The following is a 14328-nucleotide window of genomic DNA, read 5'->3' as shown; positions in this document are numbered from 1 at the left end:
GATGCATAGATTACGAATCTGTTTGTAAATTGTGTTGGGTGAATTGAATGTGCGGTAACGTGAACCCGCTTGTTGAGGCATCTTTCTGAAAATAGTGTGCAATAAAAATTGCATGGATGGCAAATATCATGAGAGAGCTGAATATTGTCGAGCCGGAACTCGTTACCTGATTCATTATGCCCGGTGATGTTGGCATGAGTGCAGCTGCGAGGTGGGTGGGAGCAGTTGCCGGATTTGGTATGGGGAGTGATTGGTGGCATGGTTGGTGGTGTATGTTTTCATATTTTAAATAATTTGTTTTATGCGGGATTTTTTATCCAAGATAAGAAAATACGAATACTATAGAATTGCTATTCGATTTTGTGTCTTGCGCAGAGCGGTCAAGCGGTTTCTGATTTGCGGCGAATTTCCCGATTCTTTCGGCACGCAGTATGGCGGCGGGTAGGGCGGCATCCTGTTAGGCGCAGCCAGACGGGCATTGCCTTTCGCGGTTTGTGTGGGCGCACTGCACTGCGTCTTCGCGTTGAGGCCGCTCCCCGCGGTGAACTTGATACTCGTAACGGCGTTTCTTTGTGTGCAGCATATCGCGGGAGTGGCATTTGACCCGCTTTTCTGATCGTGAGACAGAGCTTTCCGATGTGAAATAGAGCGAAATTTTATTAAATTGCAGGCATCTGAGTTTTCAGTGGCGATGATGTGATGATCCCAGATTTATTGGTTCCATTTCAATAACATGAGAGACATTATGCGGAATTTTGTGAAGAGCATCCTGATTGTGGGCGGAGGAAGTTCGGGGTGGATGACTGCCGCCTATCTTTCCAAAGCGTATGGTCACAAGGTGAAAATCTCGCTGATTGAGGAGCCTTCCATTCCGAAAATCGGCGTGGGCGAGGCAACGATACCAAATCTACAAAGGGTTTTCTTCGACTTCCTTGGGTTGAAAGAGCAAGACTGGATGCCTCATTGCAATGCGTCGTTCAAGTCGGCGATCAAGTTCGTCGGTTGGAATGCCGAAAGCGATTCAACCGACTACTCCTACCACATGTTCGGTCAGTTAAAGGAAGTCAACGGGATTCCGCTTTCTCACTATTGGGCACATCTGAAAAATACCGGGCAGACATCGGAGCAGTTCGCGTACGCCTGCTATAACAAGGCGAAACTACTCGATGCCAAGCTTTCGCCAAAGGATCGCGACGGCAGGTCGCGTATGAGTCATGCCTGGCATTTCGACGCTCATCTTGTCGCCGATTATCTCCGGGGGCTCTCGGTGAGTTGGGGGGTTGAGCATATCCAGGGTGAAGTCGTCGAGACGCGGCTGAATGAAAGTGGCGGAATCAAGTCGGTACGAACCCAGTCCGGAGCCGAGATCGCAGCAGACTTTTTTGTCGATTGTTCGGGATTTAAGGGGCTTCTGATTAACCAGGCATTGGACGAACCCTTCATCGATATGTCTAGGTACTTGCTGTGCGATTCGGCGGTTGCGGCGTCGATCGCCCACGATGACGAGGCTAATGGTGTGGAGCCGTATACGTCGGCGATTGCGATGAGCAGCGGCTGGACATGGAAGATTCCGCTGCTCGGTCGATTCGGATCGGGTTATGTATACTCGAGCAGCTTTTGCTCGAAGGAGACCGCGACAGAGGATTTCATGAAGCTCTGGGGCGTTAGGGAAGATCAAGTCAAACTGAACCACATCAAATTCCGCACGGGACGTAACCGGCGAGCGTGGGTCAAAAACTGCGTGTCGATCGGGCTCTCGTCTTGCTTTCTTGAGCCGCTGGAGTCGACTGGGCTCTATTTCATTTATGCGGCGATCTATCAGTTTGCTCAGCATTTCCCGGACGCCACCCTGGACTCCCGGCTGGCAGATTCGTTCAACAAGAAAATTGAAATGATGTTCGACGACTGTAGGGATTTCATCCAGACTCACTACTTCACAACCTCGAGAAATGACTCTGATTTCTGGCGGGCGAACAAGCACGATCTCAAAATTTCGGACTCGCTGCACGAGAAGCTGAACGCATACAACGCCGGCCTCGTTGTGTGTCCGCCGGTGACGACAAACGAAAGCGACTATTATGGAAACTTCGATCTGGAATTTTCAAATTTCTGGACAAACAGTAATTATTATTGTATGTTCGCCGGCCTTGATTGGGTTCCCGAGAAATCAAATCCGAAGCTCGTATATCACGATGAGTGGATGAAACAAGCGCTCGCGGAATTTCAGAGCCTCAAATGGGAAGAAGAAGAGCTTTCCGCGACTCTCCCGACCACTTACGATTACCTGTTGAATATTCGGGGAACCCGCTCAGCCTGACATCATGAGTGCCAACACCATCGCCTTGTATGCCATTTTCTGCTTTGCTGGCGCGATCCTGCCGGGGCCGACGTCGTTGTTGGCGTGGTCCAACGGCATCGCGAAGTCGAAGAAAGGGGTCTTGTTTTGTGCGCTCGGCGCCGCGCTCTCCGATATGGTGATCATCGCGTTGGTGGGGCTCGGCCTGGGTGTGGTAATCAAGCTGTACGCGAATGTCTTCCAGGTCATTCGCTGGGGCGGATTTCTGTATCTCCTCTGGATTGCCTGGAAGATCTGGAATTCGAGCGGCCATCTGCATGACCGCGATGAGTCTAACTGGGGGAAGCGAACCGCCGGCGCGCAGTTTGTCCGAGGTTTCCTCGTTGCGTTCTCGAATCCGAAGGTGATCGTGTTCTTCGTGGCATTTCTGCCTCAGTTCATCGACCCTGCCGGGAAACTGTTTTTTCAGTACGCCGTGCTCGCAGTGCTGTCAGCGGTGATCGATATCATCACGATGACGATTTACGCAGGAAGCGGCATGGTGCTTGGATCCCGGCTGGCCGGCTCGTCGCTCAGGTACATCAACAGATCGAGTTCTATCGCCATGGCGGCAATCGCCATCTTGCTTGTCGTCGAAAAATAAAATTACCGTGTGTGCTGAAGTGGCGATGACCATTGGAAAAGCCACTTTTCATCACTGCACGCCGCAGTGATACAGCGCATCGTCCACCGCCGACGCATCCGTTGCGCATCCCGCACCCGGCCACACCCGCCTGCCATTCCGCACCATCGTCGGCGAGCGCCTGGCCGCGCAGGCGCTCGCCGTTACCGACCTGGCGCCTGCGCGCGCGGCATTACAGCGTAAATACGCTGATACCCGCGTGCAGCTTCTTCGCCTGCTCGTCGAGCGACTGCGCCGCCGCGGCAGCCTGTTCGACGAGCGCCGCGTTCTGCTGCGTGACTTCGTCCATTTGCGTGACGGCCTGGCCGACCTGGTCGATGCCCTTGCTCTGCTCCTGCGACGCGGCGGCGATCTCGTTCATGATGTCCGTCACGCGCCGGATGCTGTTCACCACGTCGTCCATCGTCTGGCCGGCCTGATCGACGAGGCGCGTGCCGGCGCCGATCTTGCTCACGCAGTCGTCGATCAGCACCTTGATCTCCTTGGCCGCGCCCGCCGAGCGCTGCGCGAGATTCCGCACCTCGGTCGCCACGACGGCGAAGCCGCGGCCCTGTTCGCCCGCGCGTGCGGCTTCCACCGCGGCGTTGAGCGCCAGGATGTTGGTCTGGAACGCGATGCCGTCGATCACGCCGATGATCTCGGCGATCTTCTCCGAGCTGGTGTTGATGTCGCCCATGGTCGCCACCACGTCGCCGACCACGTTGCCGCCCTGGATCGCGACGTCGCTCGATGCCCGGGCAAGATCGTTCGCGACCCGCGCGTTTTCCGCATTCTGGCGGACGGTTCCGGTCAGTTCCTCCATGCTGGCCGCCGTCTCTTCGAGCGACGCGGCCTGTTCCTCCGTGCGGCTCGACAGATCGATGTTGCCGGCGGCGATCTCCTTCGACGCCGTGCTGACCGATTCCACGGCGTTCCGCACCGACAGCATCACCTCCTCGATGCGGCTCATCAGGTGATTGAACGCGTCGGCCGTCACGCTGATCTCGTCCTTGCCCTCGACCGGCGCGCGCTGCGTCAGGTCGAGCGAGGCGCTGGCCGTCTGCAGCGTGCGCTGGATGCCGGCCAGCGACCGCTGAATCGAGCGCGACAGCACGACGATCGAGCCGACGACCAGCGCCATCACGGCCGCCAGCGCGGCCATGACCGTGCGCACCGCGCTGGTGCGCGCGCGGTCGGCGTTCGCGGCGGCGGCCTCGCCGCGCCGGCTCGCCTCGGCGATGATCGTTTCGATCGACGCCTGCAGCGGCTGGAAGTCCGAGTGATAGAGCGCGGGAATCTGATCGTTGGCCGCCTTGGCGTCGTGGCCCGCCAGGTCGAACAGCTGGCGGGATTTCTGGTCGTACGCGGTCCATTGCGAACGCACGACGCGCAGCCGTTCCTGCTGCTCCGGGGAGTTGAACAGCGGGGCGATCAGCTTCGCCCATTTGTCGATGTTCTCCTCCGCGTCCGCGAAGATCTTCCGCGTGTCGTTCGAGGTCGGGTCGAGTTCGACGGTCGACAGCGCGCTGGCCTTGATTTCGGTCAGGCCGCGCACCTGCCGTTCCCGGCGGTGCGATGCCGCCTGCGCGTCGTCCACCGCGTTGAATCCGAGGGCCGTCACGACGATGCCGCCGCCGATGGCCAGCAGCGTGACGAACATCAGGATCTGGAGTTTTTGCTTGATTGTCATGGGGAGGGCGTCGTAAAGCTTCGAAAGTAAAAAAACTGGCGGGCAGACTTCGCGTGAGTTCGTTTACGGCACGCGTGGGTTCGAACTTACCCACGTCACGCAATACAGAATTGCTCGAATTGCTGTCAATCGAGGGTGCCCGGGTGGCTCGAACGCATCGAACCCGTGGCCGGCCGGCGCAGGCGATCGCCGCCCGCCGCCTTGACGCTCCCGCCCCCGACGCCTACACTCGCACGCGTTTCGGTGCTCGCGCGCGCGTTCTGGCGCGCGCAGTTAAACGGGAAACAGGAGGCCCGCCCGCGTCGCGGACGGCGCCAACCTGTGCTGCCCCCGCAACGGTAAGCGAACGCATCGCGCCACGTGCGATGCAGCGCCGCTTCGCCGCATGCCATCCGCATGCGGACGACAGCCACTGGACGCCCTGCGTGTCCGGGAAGGTGAAGCGGCGTGTTCGCCAGCCCGGATACCGGCCAAAACAAGGGGTTCAGCGCCGCGGGGATGCGGCGTATCGTTCACGGCGGCAGCCTCCGTTGCGCCCTGGCGCATCCCGTGTTCGACCGGACGGCGGGCGCCGCGCAATTGCGCGGGCCGGCTGCGCGGGCGGTGCGGCGCGCGGGGCGGGCGCATGCGGCCGGCCGTGTTGGCATTCTTCATGTCGACCGTTCGCAAAGGGAGCACCATGCTCGAATCGTTTTTCCGTCTGTTCAACGACAGCTCGTCCGGGCTGCGCGGCAAGATCATTGCCATCTATACGTTGCTTGTCGCATTCAACATCGGCGCGTGGGCGTGGGCGCTCGCGGCCTTCCACGGCCAGCCGGTGCTGCTCGGCACCGCGCTGCTCGCGTACGTGTTCGGGCTGCGCCACGCGGTCGACGCCGATCACATCGCCGCCATCGACAACGTCACGCGCAAGCTGATGCAGGAAGGGCGCAGCCCGCTCGGCGCGGGCCTGTTCTTCTCGCTCGGCCATTCGAGCGTCGTGATCGTGATGTCGGTCGTCGTCGCGCTGACGGCGGCGTCGCTCGCGCGCTTCGAGAGCTTCCGGGCGTGGGGCGGAACGATCAGCACCTGCGTGTCGGCATTCTTCCTGCTGCTGCTCGCGGGGGCGAACCTGCTGATCCTGATCTCGGTGGTGCGCACCTTTCGCGCGGTGCGGCGCGGCGAACCGCTCGTCGAGCAGGATCTCGACCTGCTGATGAACCAGCGCGGCGTGCTCGCGCGCGTGTTCCGGCCGCTGTTCCGGCTCGTGTCGCGCAGCTGGCATCTGTATCCGATCGGCTTCCTGTTCGGCATCGGCTTCGACACCGCGACCGAGATCGCGCTGTTCGGCATCTCGGCGACGCAGGTGCAGGGCGGCCTGTCGTTCTGGTCGGTGATGGCGCTGCCCGCGCTGTTTACCGCCGGCATGACGCTGGTCGACACGACGGACGGCATCCTGATGATGGGCGCGTACCGCTGGGCGTACGTGCGGCCGATCCGCAAGATCTACTACAACATGACGATCACGTTCGTCTCGGTGATGGTCGCCGCGCTGATCGGCGGCATCGAGGTGCTCGCGCTGATCGCCGACAAGCTCGCGCTGCAAGGCCCGGTCTGGGATTTCGCCGGGATGGCGGCCGGGCATTTCGGCGTGCTCGGCTACGTCGTGATCGGGCTGTTCGTCGCGAGCTGGCTCGTGTCGGCCGCGATCTACCGCGCGAAGCGCTATGACGAGATCGACGTGACGATCTCCGCCTGAAACCTCTTTCGACCCACGGACATTCCATGCACATGCGCAAGCTCCCCGTCACCATCGTCACGGGCTTTCTCGGCAGCGGCAAGACGACGCTGCTGCGCCACATCCTGCAGCACGCCGACGGCCGCCGCATCGCGGTGATCGTCAACGAGTTCGGCGAGCTCGGCATCGACGGCGAGATCCTCAAGGGCTGCGGCATCGGCTGCGACGACGCCGGCGGCGAGTCGCAAGGCCAGCTCTACGAGCTCGCGAACGGTTGCCTGTGCTGCACGGTGCAGGAGGAGTTCTACCCGGTGATGGAGGCGCTCGTCGAGCGGCGCGGCGAGATCGACCACGTGCTGATCGAGACCTCGGGCCTCGCGCTGCCGAAGCCGCTCGTGCAGGCGTTCAACTGGCCGGCGATCCGCAACAGCTTCACGGTCGACGCGGTCGTGACCGTCGTCGACGGCCCGGCCGCCGCGAGCGGCCAGTTCGCCGAGAATCCGCAGGCGGTCGACGCGCAGCGCAGCGCCGACCCGAATCTCGACCACGAATCGCCGCTGCATGAGCTGTTCGCCGACCAGCTGTCGGCGGCCGACCTCGTGATCGTCAACAAGACCGACCTGCTCGACGGCGCGCATCTGGCGGGCATCGAGGCCGCGATCCGCGACGAGATCCCGCCGCAGGTGAAGATCGTCCACGCGACGCGCGGCGAGCTGGATCTCGCGATGCTGCTCGGGATCGAGGCGGCGTCGGAGGACACGATCCATCTGCGCCACGACCATCACGGCTCGGCCGACGACGCCGACCATCATCACGACGAGTTCGATTCGGTCGTCGTCACCGGCGACGCGGGTTCGCGCGACGCGACGATCGCCGCGTTGCAGCAGCTCGTCGAGGCGCACACGATCTATCGCGCGAAGGGTTTTGCGGCGCTGCCGGGCGCGCCGATGCGGCTCGTGATCCAGGGCGTCGGGCGCCGCTTCGACAGCTATTTCGACCGCCGCTGGCAGGACGGCGAGCCGCGCGCGAGCCGTTTCGTGCTGATCGGCGAGGATCTCGACGCGGCGGCGCTGCAGCGCGGGTTCGACGCGGCGCTCGCCGCGCACGCGCAACAGGCGTAACGCGCGATGCATCTGCTGCGCACCACGCCGGGCGGCTTCGTCGACGATACGGAAGGCGTGATCCGGATCGACCAGCGGCCCGCGGAGATCGTGATCCTTTCGTCGGCGGACACGACGCTGTCGCTGCTCGCGAGCGTCGTGCCGCGCCTGCCCGCCGGCTTTCCGAGCGTGCGTCTCGCGAACGTGACGTTCCTGCGCCAGCCGGCGTCGGTCGACTTCTACGTCGACGACGTGCTGAAGCACGCGCGCACCGTCGTGATCGACCATCTCGGCGGCGAGGCGTACTGGCCGTACGGGATCGAGCAGGCGGTGTCGCTCGCGTCGCGTCACGGCCAGCAGCTCGCGATGTTCTCCGGCGACCTGCAGGAAGATCCGAACCTGATCGCGAAGAGCACCGTCGCGCCCGCGCTGTGCCGCCAGTGGTGGCGCTACCTGCGCGAAGGCGGCATGCACAACGCCGACGCGCTGTTGCGCAGCATCGCGTTTCACACGCTTGGTTTCGGCGACGAGCCTGAGCCGCCGCGTCCGCTGCCGGCCGCCGCGCTGTATCACCCTGCGCGCGATCCGGCCAGCATCGACGACTGGCGGCCGCGCTGGCGGCCCGGCGCGCCGGTCGTCGCGATCCTGTTCTACAAGGCGCACTGGCAGGCCGCGAACACGGCGGTGTTCGATGCGCTTGCCGACGCGCTCGAGCGCGAAGAGCTGAATCCGCTGCCGATCGCGGTGACGTCGCTGAAGGACGCGGTGAGCCGCGAGATCGTCGAGCGGCTGTGCCGCGCACACGACGTCGCGCTGGTGCTCAACACGACCGCGTTCGCGGCAGGGGCGATCGGCGATCCCGGGGGCAGCCGTTCGCAGCCTGACGCGCTCGCGGGCGATGCGCCGGTGCTGCAGGTGATCCTGTCCGGCGGCAACCGCGACGCGTGGCTCGCCGACAACCAGGGCCTGCATGCGCGCGACATCGCGATGCACGTCGCGCTGCCGGAGGTGGACGGGCGCATCGTCACGCGCGCGGTGAGCTTCAAGGGCCTCGCGTACCGCTGCCCGCACACCGAGGTCGACGTCGTGCGCTACCAGCCCGACGCCGAACGGATCGGCTTCGTCGCGGCGCTCGCGCGCGGCTGGTGCCGGCTGCGCACGCTCGACAACGCGGACAAGCGCGTCGCGCTGATTCTCGCGAACTATCCGCAAAGCGAAGGGCGGATCGGCAACGGCGTCGGGCTCGACACGCCCGCGTCGGCACGGGTCGTGCTGGCGATGCTGCGCGACGCCGGCTACCGCGTCGCCGACCTGCCGGCCGATGGCGATGCGCTGATCGCGCGCCTGACCGACGGCGTGACGAACGACCCGGCGGCCCGCGCGCTGCGGCCCGCGTTCCAGAGCTATTCGCTGGCCGATTACCGCGCGCGTTTCGCGCGGCTGCCGGAGGCCGTGCGGCAGGCGCTGAACGACCGATGGGGGCCGCCCGAAAACGATCCGACGCTGCGTCAGGGGCGCTTCACGATCGCGGGCTGGCGCGCGGGCAACGTGTTCGTCGGCATCCAGCCGTCGCGCTCGCGCGGCGAGAACGACTATGCGAGCTATCACGACGCGGACCTCGTGCCGCCGCATGCGTATCTCGCGTTCTACTTCTGGCTGCGCGACGCGTTCGCGATCGACGCGGTGATCCACCTCGGCAAGCACGGCAACCTCGAATGGCTGCCCGGCAAGAGCGTCGCGCTGTCGGACGCGTGCTGGCCGGACCTGACGCTCGGGCCGCTGCCGCACCTGTATCCGTTCATCGTCAATGATCCGGGCGAGGGCAGCCAGGCGAAGCGGCGCGCGCAGGCGGTGATCGTCGATCATTTGATGCCGCCGCTCACCCGCGCGGAAAACTACGGCCCGCTGCAGGATCTCGAGCGGCAGGTCGACGAATACTATGACGCGCTGATGGTCGACGCGCGGCGCGCGAAGCTGCTGCGCCGGACGATCCTCGAGACGATCGCCGAGCACCGGCTGCACGAGGAGTTGAGCGTCGCGCCGCCGCAGGACGCGCGCGGCGAGGACGAACTGCTCACGCGCGTCGACGCCTGGCTGTGCGAACTGAAGGAAGCGCAGATCCGCGACGGGCTGCACGTGTTCGGGCAGTCGCCGGCCGCTCGCCAGCGGCGCGATACGCTGCTCGCGCTCGCGCGCTTTCCGGTCGGCGACGGCCAGGCGGCGCGGGCCGGGCTGATCGGCGCGCTTGCGCGCGACCTGGCGCTCGGCGACGGCTTCGATCCGCTCGCCGCCGACTGGGCCGCGCCGTGGCACGGGCCGCGCCCGGCGATCCTGGCGGCGCTCGACGATTCGCCGTGGCGGCATGCGGGCGACACGCGCGAACGGCTCGAACGGCTCGCGCAGCAGTGGCTCGACCGGCTGTGCGCCGCGCGGCCGGACGACGCATGCGAGCCGCCGCCCGGCGCGTGGCCGCATACGCTGCCCGTGATCGAGCGGATTCGCGCGACGCTGATGCCGGCGCTCGACGCATGCGGCAGCGAGGAGCTGCGGCAGCTGCGCCGCGGGCTCGATGGCCGCTTCGTGCCGCCGGGGCCGAGCGGCTCGCCGTCGCGCGGGCGGCCCGACGTGCTGCCGACCGGCCGCAACTTCTATTCGGTCGACACCCGTGCGGTGCCGACGCAGGCGGCGTGGACGCTCGGCCTGAAATCCGCGCAGCAACTGATCGAACGGCACCTGCAGGACCACGGCGACTATCCGCGCGCGGTCGGCCTGTCGGTGTGGGGCACCGCGACGATGCGCACCGGCGGCGACGACGTCGCGCAGGCGTTCGCGCTGATCGGCGTGCGGCCGAAGTGGGCGCACGGCAGCCATCGCGTGACCGACTTCGAGATCCTGCCGATCGAGATCTTCGACCGGCCGCGCATCGACGTGACGCTGCGCGTGTCCGGGTTCTTTCGCGATGCGTTCCCGAACCTGATGCATCTGTTCGACGCGGCCGTGCAGGCAGTCGCCGCCCTCGACGAGCCGGCGCACCTGAACCCGATCCGCGCGCGCATCGAGCGCGAGCGCGCGCAGTGGATCGAACAGGGAATCGCGCCCGACGAGGCGCGGCGGCGCGCCGGCTGGCGCGTGTTCGGCGCGCGGCCCGGCAGTTACGGTGCCGGGCTGCAGGAGATGATCGACGCGCGGCAGTGGCAGACCGATGCGGATCTGGCCGGCGCCTACCAGCGCTGGGGCGGCCATGCGTACGCGCAGAACAGCGCGGGCGACGCGGCGCACGACGCGTTCGGCCAGCGGCTCGCGTCGATCGACGCGGTCGTGCAGAACCAGGACAGCCGCGAGCACGACATCCTCGATTCGAACGATTACTACCAGTTCCAGGGCGGCATGGCGGCGGCGGTGCGGCATCTGTCCGGGCGGCAGCCGAGCCTGTACCACGGCGATCATGCGAACCCGGCCGCGCCGCAGATGCGCACGCTGCGCGAGGAGATTTCGCGGGTGATCCGCTCGCGCGTCGTCAACCCGAAATGGATCGACGGCGTGAAGCGGCACGGCTACAAGGGCGCGGCGGAAATGGCCGCGACGGTCGATTACCTGTACGGCTACGACGCGACCGCGCGCGTGCTGTCCGATCATCAATATGCGCTCGTCGCCGACGCGTATCTGTTCGACGACGATACGCGCGCGTTTCTCGACCGGCACAATCCGCGCGCGCTGCAGGGCATCTGCGAACGCTTCGTCGAGGCGATGCAGCGCGGGCTGTGGCAGCAGCCGGGCGATTACCGCGAACGGATCGAGGCGATCTGGCTCGCGAGCGAACAGCATCAGGAAGGAGGACGGCGATGAACGACGCCGGCACGACTCAAGCGAACGGCCGCGTCGGCGCGGTGTTTCCCTTTACCGCGCTGGTCGGCCAGGCCGCGCTGCAACAGGCGCTGCTGCTCGTCGCGATCGATCCGGCGCTCGGCGGCGTGCTCGTGAGCGGGCCGCGCGGCACCGCGAAGTCGACCGCCGCGCGCGCGCTCGCGGAGCTGCTGCCGCACGGGCGGTTCGTGACGCTGCCGCTGTCGGCAAGCGACGAGCAGGTGACGGGCACGCTCGATCTCGCGCATGCGCTCGCCGACCACGGCGTGCGCTTTCGTCCCGGCCTGATCGCGCGCGCGCACGAAGGCGTGCTGTACGTCGACGAGGTCAACCTGCTCGCCGACGGGCTCGTCGATACGCTGCTGGACGTCGCCGCGAGCGGCGTCAACATCGTCGAGCGCGATGGCGTGTCGCACGCGCATGACGCGCGCTTCGTGCTGGTCGGGACGATGAATCCGGAAGAGGGCGAATTGCGTCCGCAGCTGCTCGACCGGTTCGGGCTGATGGTCGAGCTGCAGAATTGCTTCGATCCGGCGCAGCGGCTGCAGATCGTGAAGGCCCGCCTCGCGTTCGACGCCGATCCTGGCGCGTTCCGGGCGGCGCAGATGGCGGCGCAGCAGGCGCTGGCCGCGCAAATCCGCGCGGCGCGCGAGCGGTTGGCGGCGCTGTCGCTCGACGACGCGGTGCATGCGCGGGTCAGCGCGCTGTGCATCGAGGCGGCGGTCGACGGTTTGCGCGCCGATCTCGTGATGCTGCGCGCGGCGCGCGCGCTGGCCGCGCTCGACGGCGCGGATGCGGTGACGGTCGCGCATGTCGAGCGGGTGGCCGAGGCGGTGTTGCGGCATCGGCGCACCGCGCATGCGACGCCGCCGGCAGTTGCGCCGGATCGAGGCGCGCACGATCGCTCGCCGCAGCAGGGCGAGCCGGACGGGCGCGCGGCGCCGCCCGGCGGCGAACCGCGCACGGACGACGCGGACGACGCGGACGACGTGGACGCGCAAGGCGACTGGGGCTACCTGCCGCCTGAGCCGGCCGGCATGCAGGCCGTGAAGGGCGTGGTGCCGCTGCCGCTAAAAAAACGCTGAGCCACCGGGCGAGCGCCGCCGCGAAGACGATTCGCGGCCCCCGGTGGCAACAGGGCGAAAGCGGGCGGGCGGCGGGCGTCGCGCGTGCCGGCGCGGCGATCGCGTGGGCGGCGACGCTCGCGGCGAGGCGTGCCGATGCGCTTCAGCCGCACCATCTGCGCTTTCGGAAGCGCGCGGGGACGCCTGCGGCGCTGCATTGCTTCGTGCTGGACTGTTCGGCGTCGATGATGGCGTCGGGGCAACTCGCGCTCGCGAAGGGCTTGATCGCCGCATGCTTCGACCGCGCGGCGCGCGCACGCGCCGAAACCGCGTTGATCTGCTTTGGCGGCGCGGGCGCGCAGCGCCGCTTCGGGCCGGCGGTGCCGCGCTGGTGGAACGAGCGCTGGCTCGCGCCCGTCGAGGGCGGCGGCGGCACGCCGCTCGCGGACGGCATTGACGCCGCCGCGCAGTTGCTCGCCTGCGCCGCGCGCCGCGAGCCTGCGCGGCAGCGGTGGCTGTGGGTGCTGTCCGACGGCTGCTCGCTCGAGACGCCGGTGCGGCCGGCTGCGGCCGATCATGTGGTGTTCGTCGATTTCGACGACTCGGCCGTGCCGCTCGGCCGCGGCGAGCGCCTTGCCGCCGCGTGGGGCGCGCAATGGCTGACGCCCGGCGAGCTGGTGCAGGATTAGGGGGGCGGCGCAGCCCGCTATTGGCGTGAACCGGCCTCAGGTGCGCTTGCGTGCCGGTGCGGCGTGATGCTTGCGATGCGTGCGGTGCACCGCATGCTTGTGCGCTGCGTGCTTGCGACGCGAATGGGCCGCGTGGGCGTGCTTCGGTGCGCGGTGCGCCAAGTGCGTGCTTTGCGGTTGCGCCTGTCCTTCGCCGAACTGGTAGGTCTGGGTCTGCGCGTGCGCGATGCTCGCGGTCGTCAGCAGCGCAAGCGCGCACAACAGGATGCGTTTCATGAATGCTCCGGTGGATGGGGTAGGTTGGGTTTGGGGGGGCAAGCATAACGATGCGACCGGCAACGCGCCAGCCGTGCCGACCGCTCAGGTCACGCCAGTCGCGCAGGTCACGCAGGCGCAGGTTACGCCAGTTTTGTCAGCCGAATCGCGGGCGGCGGCTCGAGCCCGGGCGGCAGGCGGCATGGCCGCCTGCCGCCCGGCGCGGTTACTTGTACCAGCGCGGCGTATACACCCATTCGCGCCCGCTGCCGACGTTGAACCGCCGCGTCGTCGACGAGCCAATGATCACCATCGTGCGCATGTCGACCTGCTCCGCGCGCAGCGCGCCGAGCGTCGTGCTGACGAGCGTTGCGCCGGGCCGGCCGATGTCGCGGCCGAGCACGACGACCGTGTCGGGCGAGCGATGCGCGCGCACCGCGTCGAGCGCGCGGTCGAGCTGCCACGGCCGCGCGCGAGAGATCGGGTTGTAGAACGCCATCACCAGATCCGCCTCGGCCGCGTGCCGCAGGCGCATCTCGATCACGTCCCACGGCTTCAGGTTGTCGGACAGCGAAATCATGCAGAAATCGTGGCCGAGCGGCGCGCCGGCCTGCGCGGCCGTCGCGAGCGCGGCCGACACGCCCGGCTCGACGCGCAGCTCGACGGCGCCCCAGCGCGGATCGCGCGCGTCGTCGAGCGCTTCGAGCACCGCCGCGGCCATCGCGAACACGCCGGGGTCGCCGGACGACACGACCGCGACGCGGCGCCCGTCGGCCGCCAGCTCGAACGCATGGCGCGCGCGCTGCATTTCCTCGCGGTTGTCGGTGCCGTGCACGCGCTGGTCGGCCCGGAACGGGCCGGCCATCTGCACGTAGGTCGTATAGCCGAGGATGTCGGTGGCGTCGGCGAGCGCCGCGCGCGCGGCGGGCGTCAGCCACTCGGCGCCGCCGGGGCCGAGCCCCAGCACCGTGAGACGGCCGCGCGCGCGGCCG

The 14328-nt window shown here is 66.6% G+C and carries 10 protein-coding genes and 1 riboswitch; of the genes, 7 read left to right on the top strand and 3 right to left on the bottom strand.

Annotation, left to right across the window (positions count from 1 at the left end; translation table 11 throughout):
- Nucleotides 1-733 precede the first annotated feature (733 nt).
- Both LIG30_RS14600 and LIG30_RS14595 read left to right on the top strand, forming a co-directional pair.
- Nucleotides 734-2317: a tryptophan halogenase family protein gene (locus LIG30_RS14600; RefSeq protein WP_326973043.1), complete on the top strand. Its 1584-nt coding sequence runs from the start codon at nucleotides 734-736 to the stop codon at nucleotides 2315-2317.
- Between the two features lie 4 nt (nucleotides 2318-2321).
- Nucleotides 2322-2939 carry a LysE family translocator gene (locus tag LIG30_RS14595; RefSeq protein WP_038713323.1) on the top strand — a complete coding sequence of 206 codons (618 nt, stop codon included), beginning with the start codon at nucleotides 2322-2324 and terminating at the stop codon, nucleotides 2937-2939.
- Between the two features lie 211 nt (nucleotides 2940-3150).
- Here LIG30_RS14595 and LIG30_RS14590 read toward each other — a convergent pair whose 3' ends face one another.
- On the bottom strand, nucleotides 3151-4647 hold the full coding sequence (locus LIG30_RS14590) for a methyl-accepting chemotaxis protein (protein WP_038713360.1): 1497 nt from the start codon (nucleotides 4645-4647) through the stop codon (nucleotides 3151-3153).
- Nucleotides 4648-4871: 224 nt separating this feature from the next.
- Nucleotides 4872-5136: riboswitch (cobalamin riboswitch) on the top strand.
- A 190-nt stretch (nucleotides 5137-5326) separates the two neighbouring features.
- Between LIG30_RS14590 and LIG30_RS14585 the strand changes: the two genes are divergently transcribed.
- Genes LIG30_RS14585 through LIG30_RS14565 form a run of 5 tightly spaced genes read left to right on the top strand, consistent with a single transcriptional unit; the run spans nucleotide 5327 to nucleotide 13081 of the window.
- A complete protein-coding gene (locus tag LIG30_RS14585; protein ID WP_038713322.1) occupies nucleotides 5327-6385 on the top strand; it encodes a HoxN/HupN/NixA family nickel/cobalt transporter in 1059 nt (352 codons plus the stop codon).
- A 26-nt stretch (nucleotides 6386-6411) separates the two neighbouring features.
- Nucleotides 6412-7485 (top strand): cobalamin biosynthesis protein CobW, encoded by a 1074-nt coding sequence (gene cobW / locus LIG30_RS14580; protein WP_038713321.1) that lies wholly within the window; start codon nucleotides 6412-6414, stop codon nucleotides 7483-7485.
- A gap of 6 nt (nucleotides 7486-7491) precedes the next feature.
- The gene (gene cobN, locus LIG30_RS14575; protein ID WP_038713320.1) at nucleotides 7492-11310 is read left to right on the top strand and encodes a cobaltochelatase subunit CobN; all 3819 of its coding nucleotides are present in this window, start codon (nucleotides 7492-7494) and stop codon (nucleotides 11308-11310) included.
- Nucleotides 11307-12413, top strand: coding sequence for an ATP-binding protein (locus tag LIG30_RS14570; protein WP_038713319.1), 1107 nt, complete (start codon nucleotides 11307-11309; stop codon nucleotides 12411-12413). Before cobN ends, LIG30_RS14570 begins: the two co-directional genes overlap by 4 nt.
- Nucleotides 12414-12442: 29 nt before the next feature.
- A complete protein-coding gene (locus LIG30_RS14565; protein WP_083494046.1) occupies nucleotides 12443-13081 on the top strand; it encodes a vWA domain-containing protein in 639 nt (212 codons plus the stop codon).
- A 36-nt stretch (nucleotides 13082-13117) separates the two neighbouring features.
- On the opposite strand, the gene LIG30_RS14560 is transcribed toward LIG30_RS14565, so the two are convergent.
- Nucleotides 13118-13357, bottom strand: coding sequence for a hypothetical protein (locus LIG30_RS14560; RefSeq protein WP_038713317.1), 240 nt, complete (start codon nucleotides 13355-13357; stop codon nucleotides 13118-13120).
- Nucleotides 13358-13562: 205 nt separating this feature from the next.
- Nucleotides 13563-14328 (bottom strand): precorrin-3B C(17)-methyltransferase (gene cobJ, locus LIG30_RS14555; RefSeq protein ID WP_038713316.1); only part of this gene is annotated, 766 nt, incomplete at its 5' end.

Origin of the sequence: Burkholderia sp. lig30 (genome assembly GCF_000687455.2) — a bacterium.
In the GTDB taxonomy this organism is placed as follows: Bacteria; Pseudomonadota; Gammaproteobacteria; order Burkholderiales; family Burkholderiaceae; genus Burkholderia.
The sequence above is the reverse complement of the archived record's forward strand: the minus strand, read 5'-3'. Positions and strand labels throughout refer to the sequence as shown.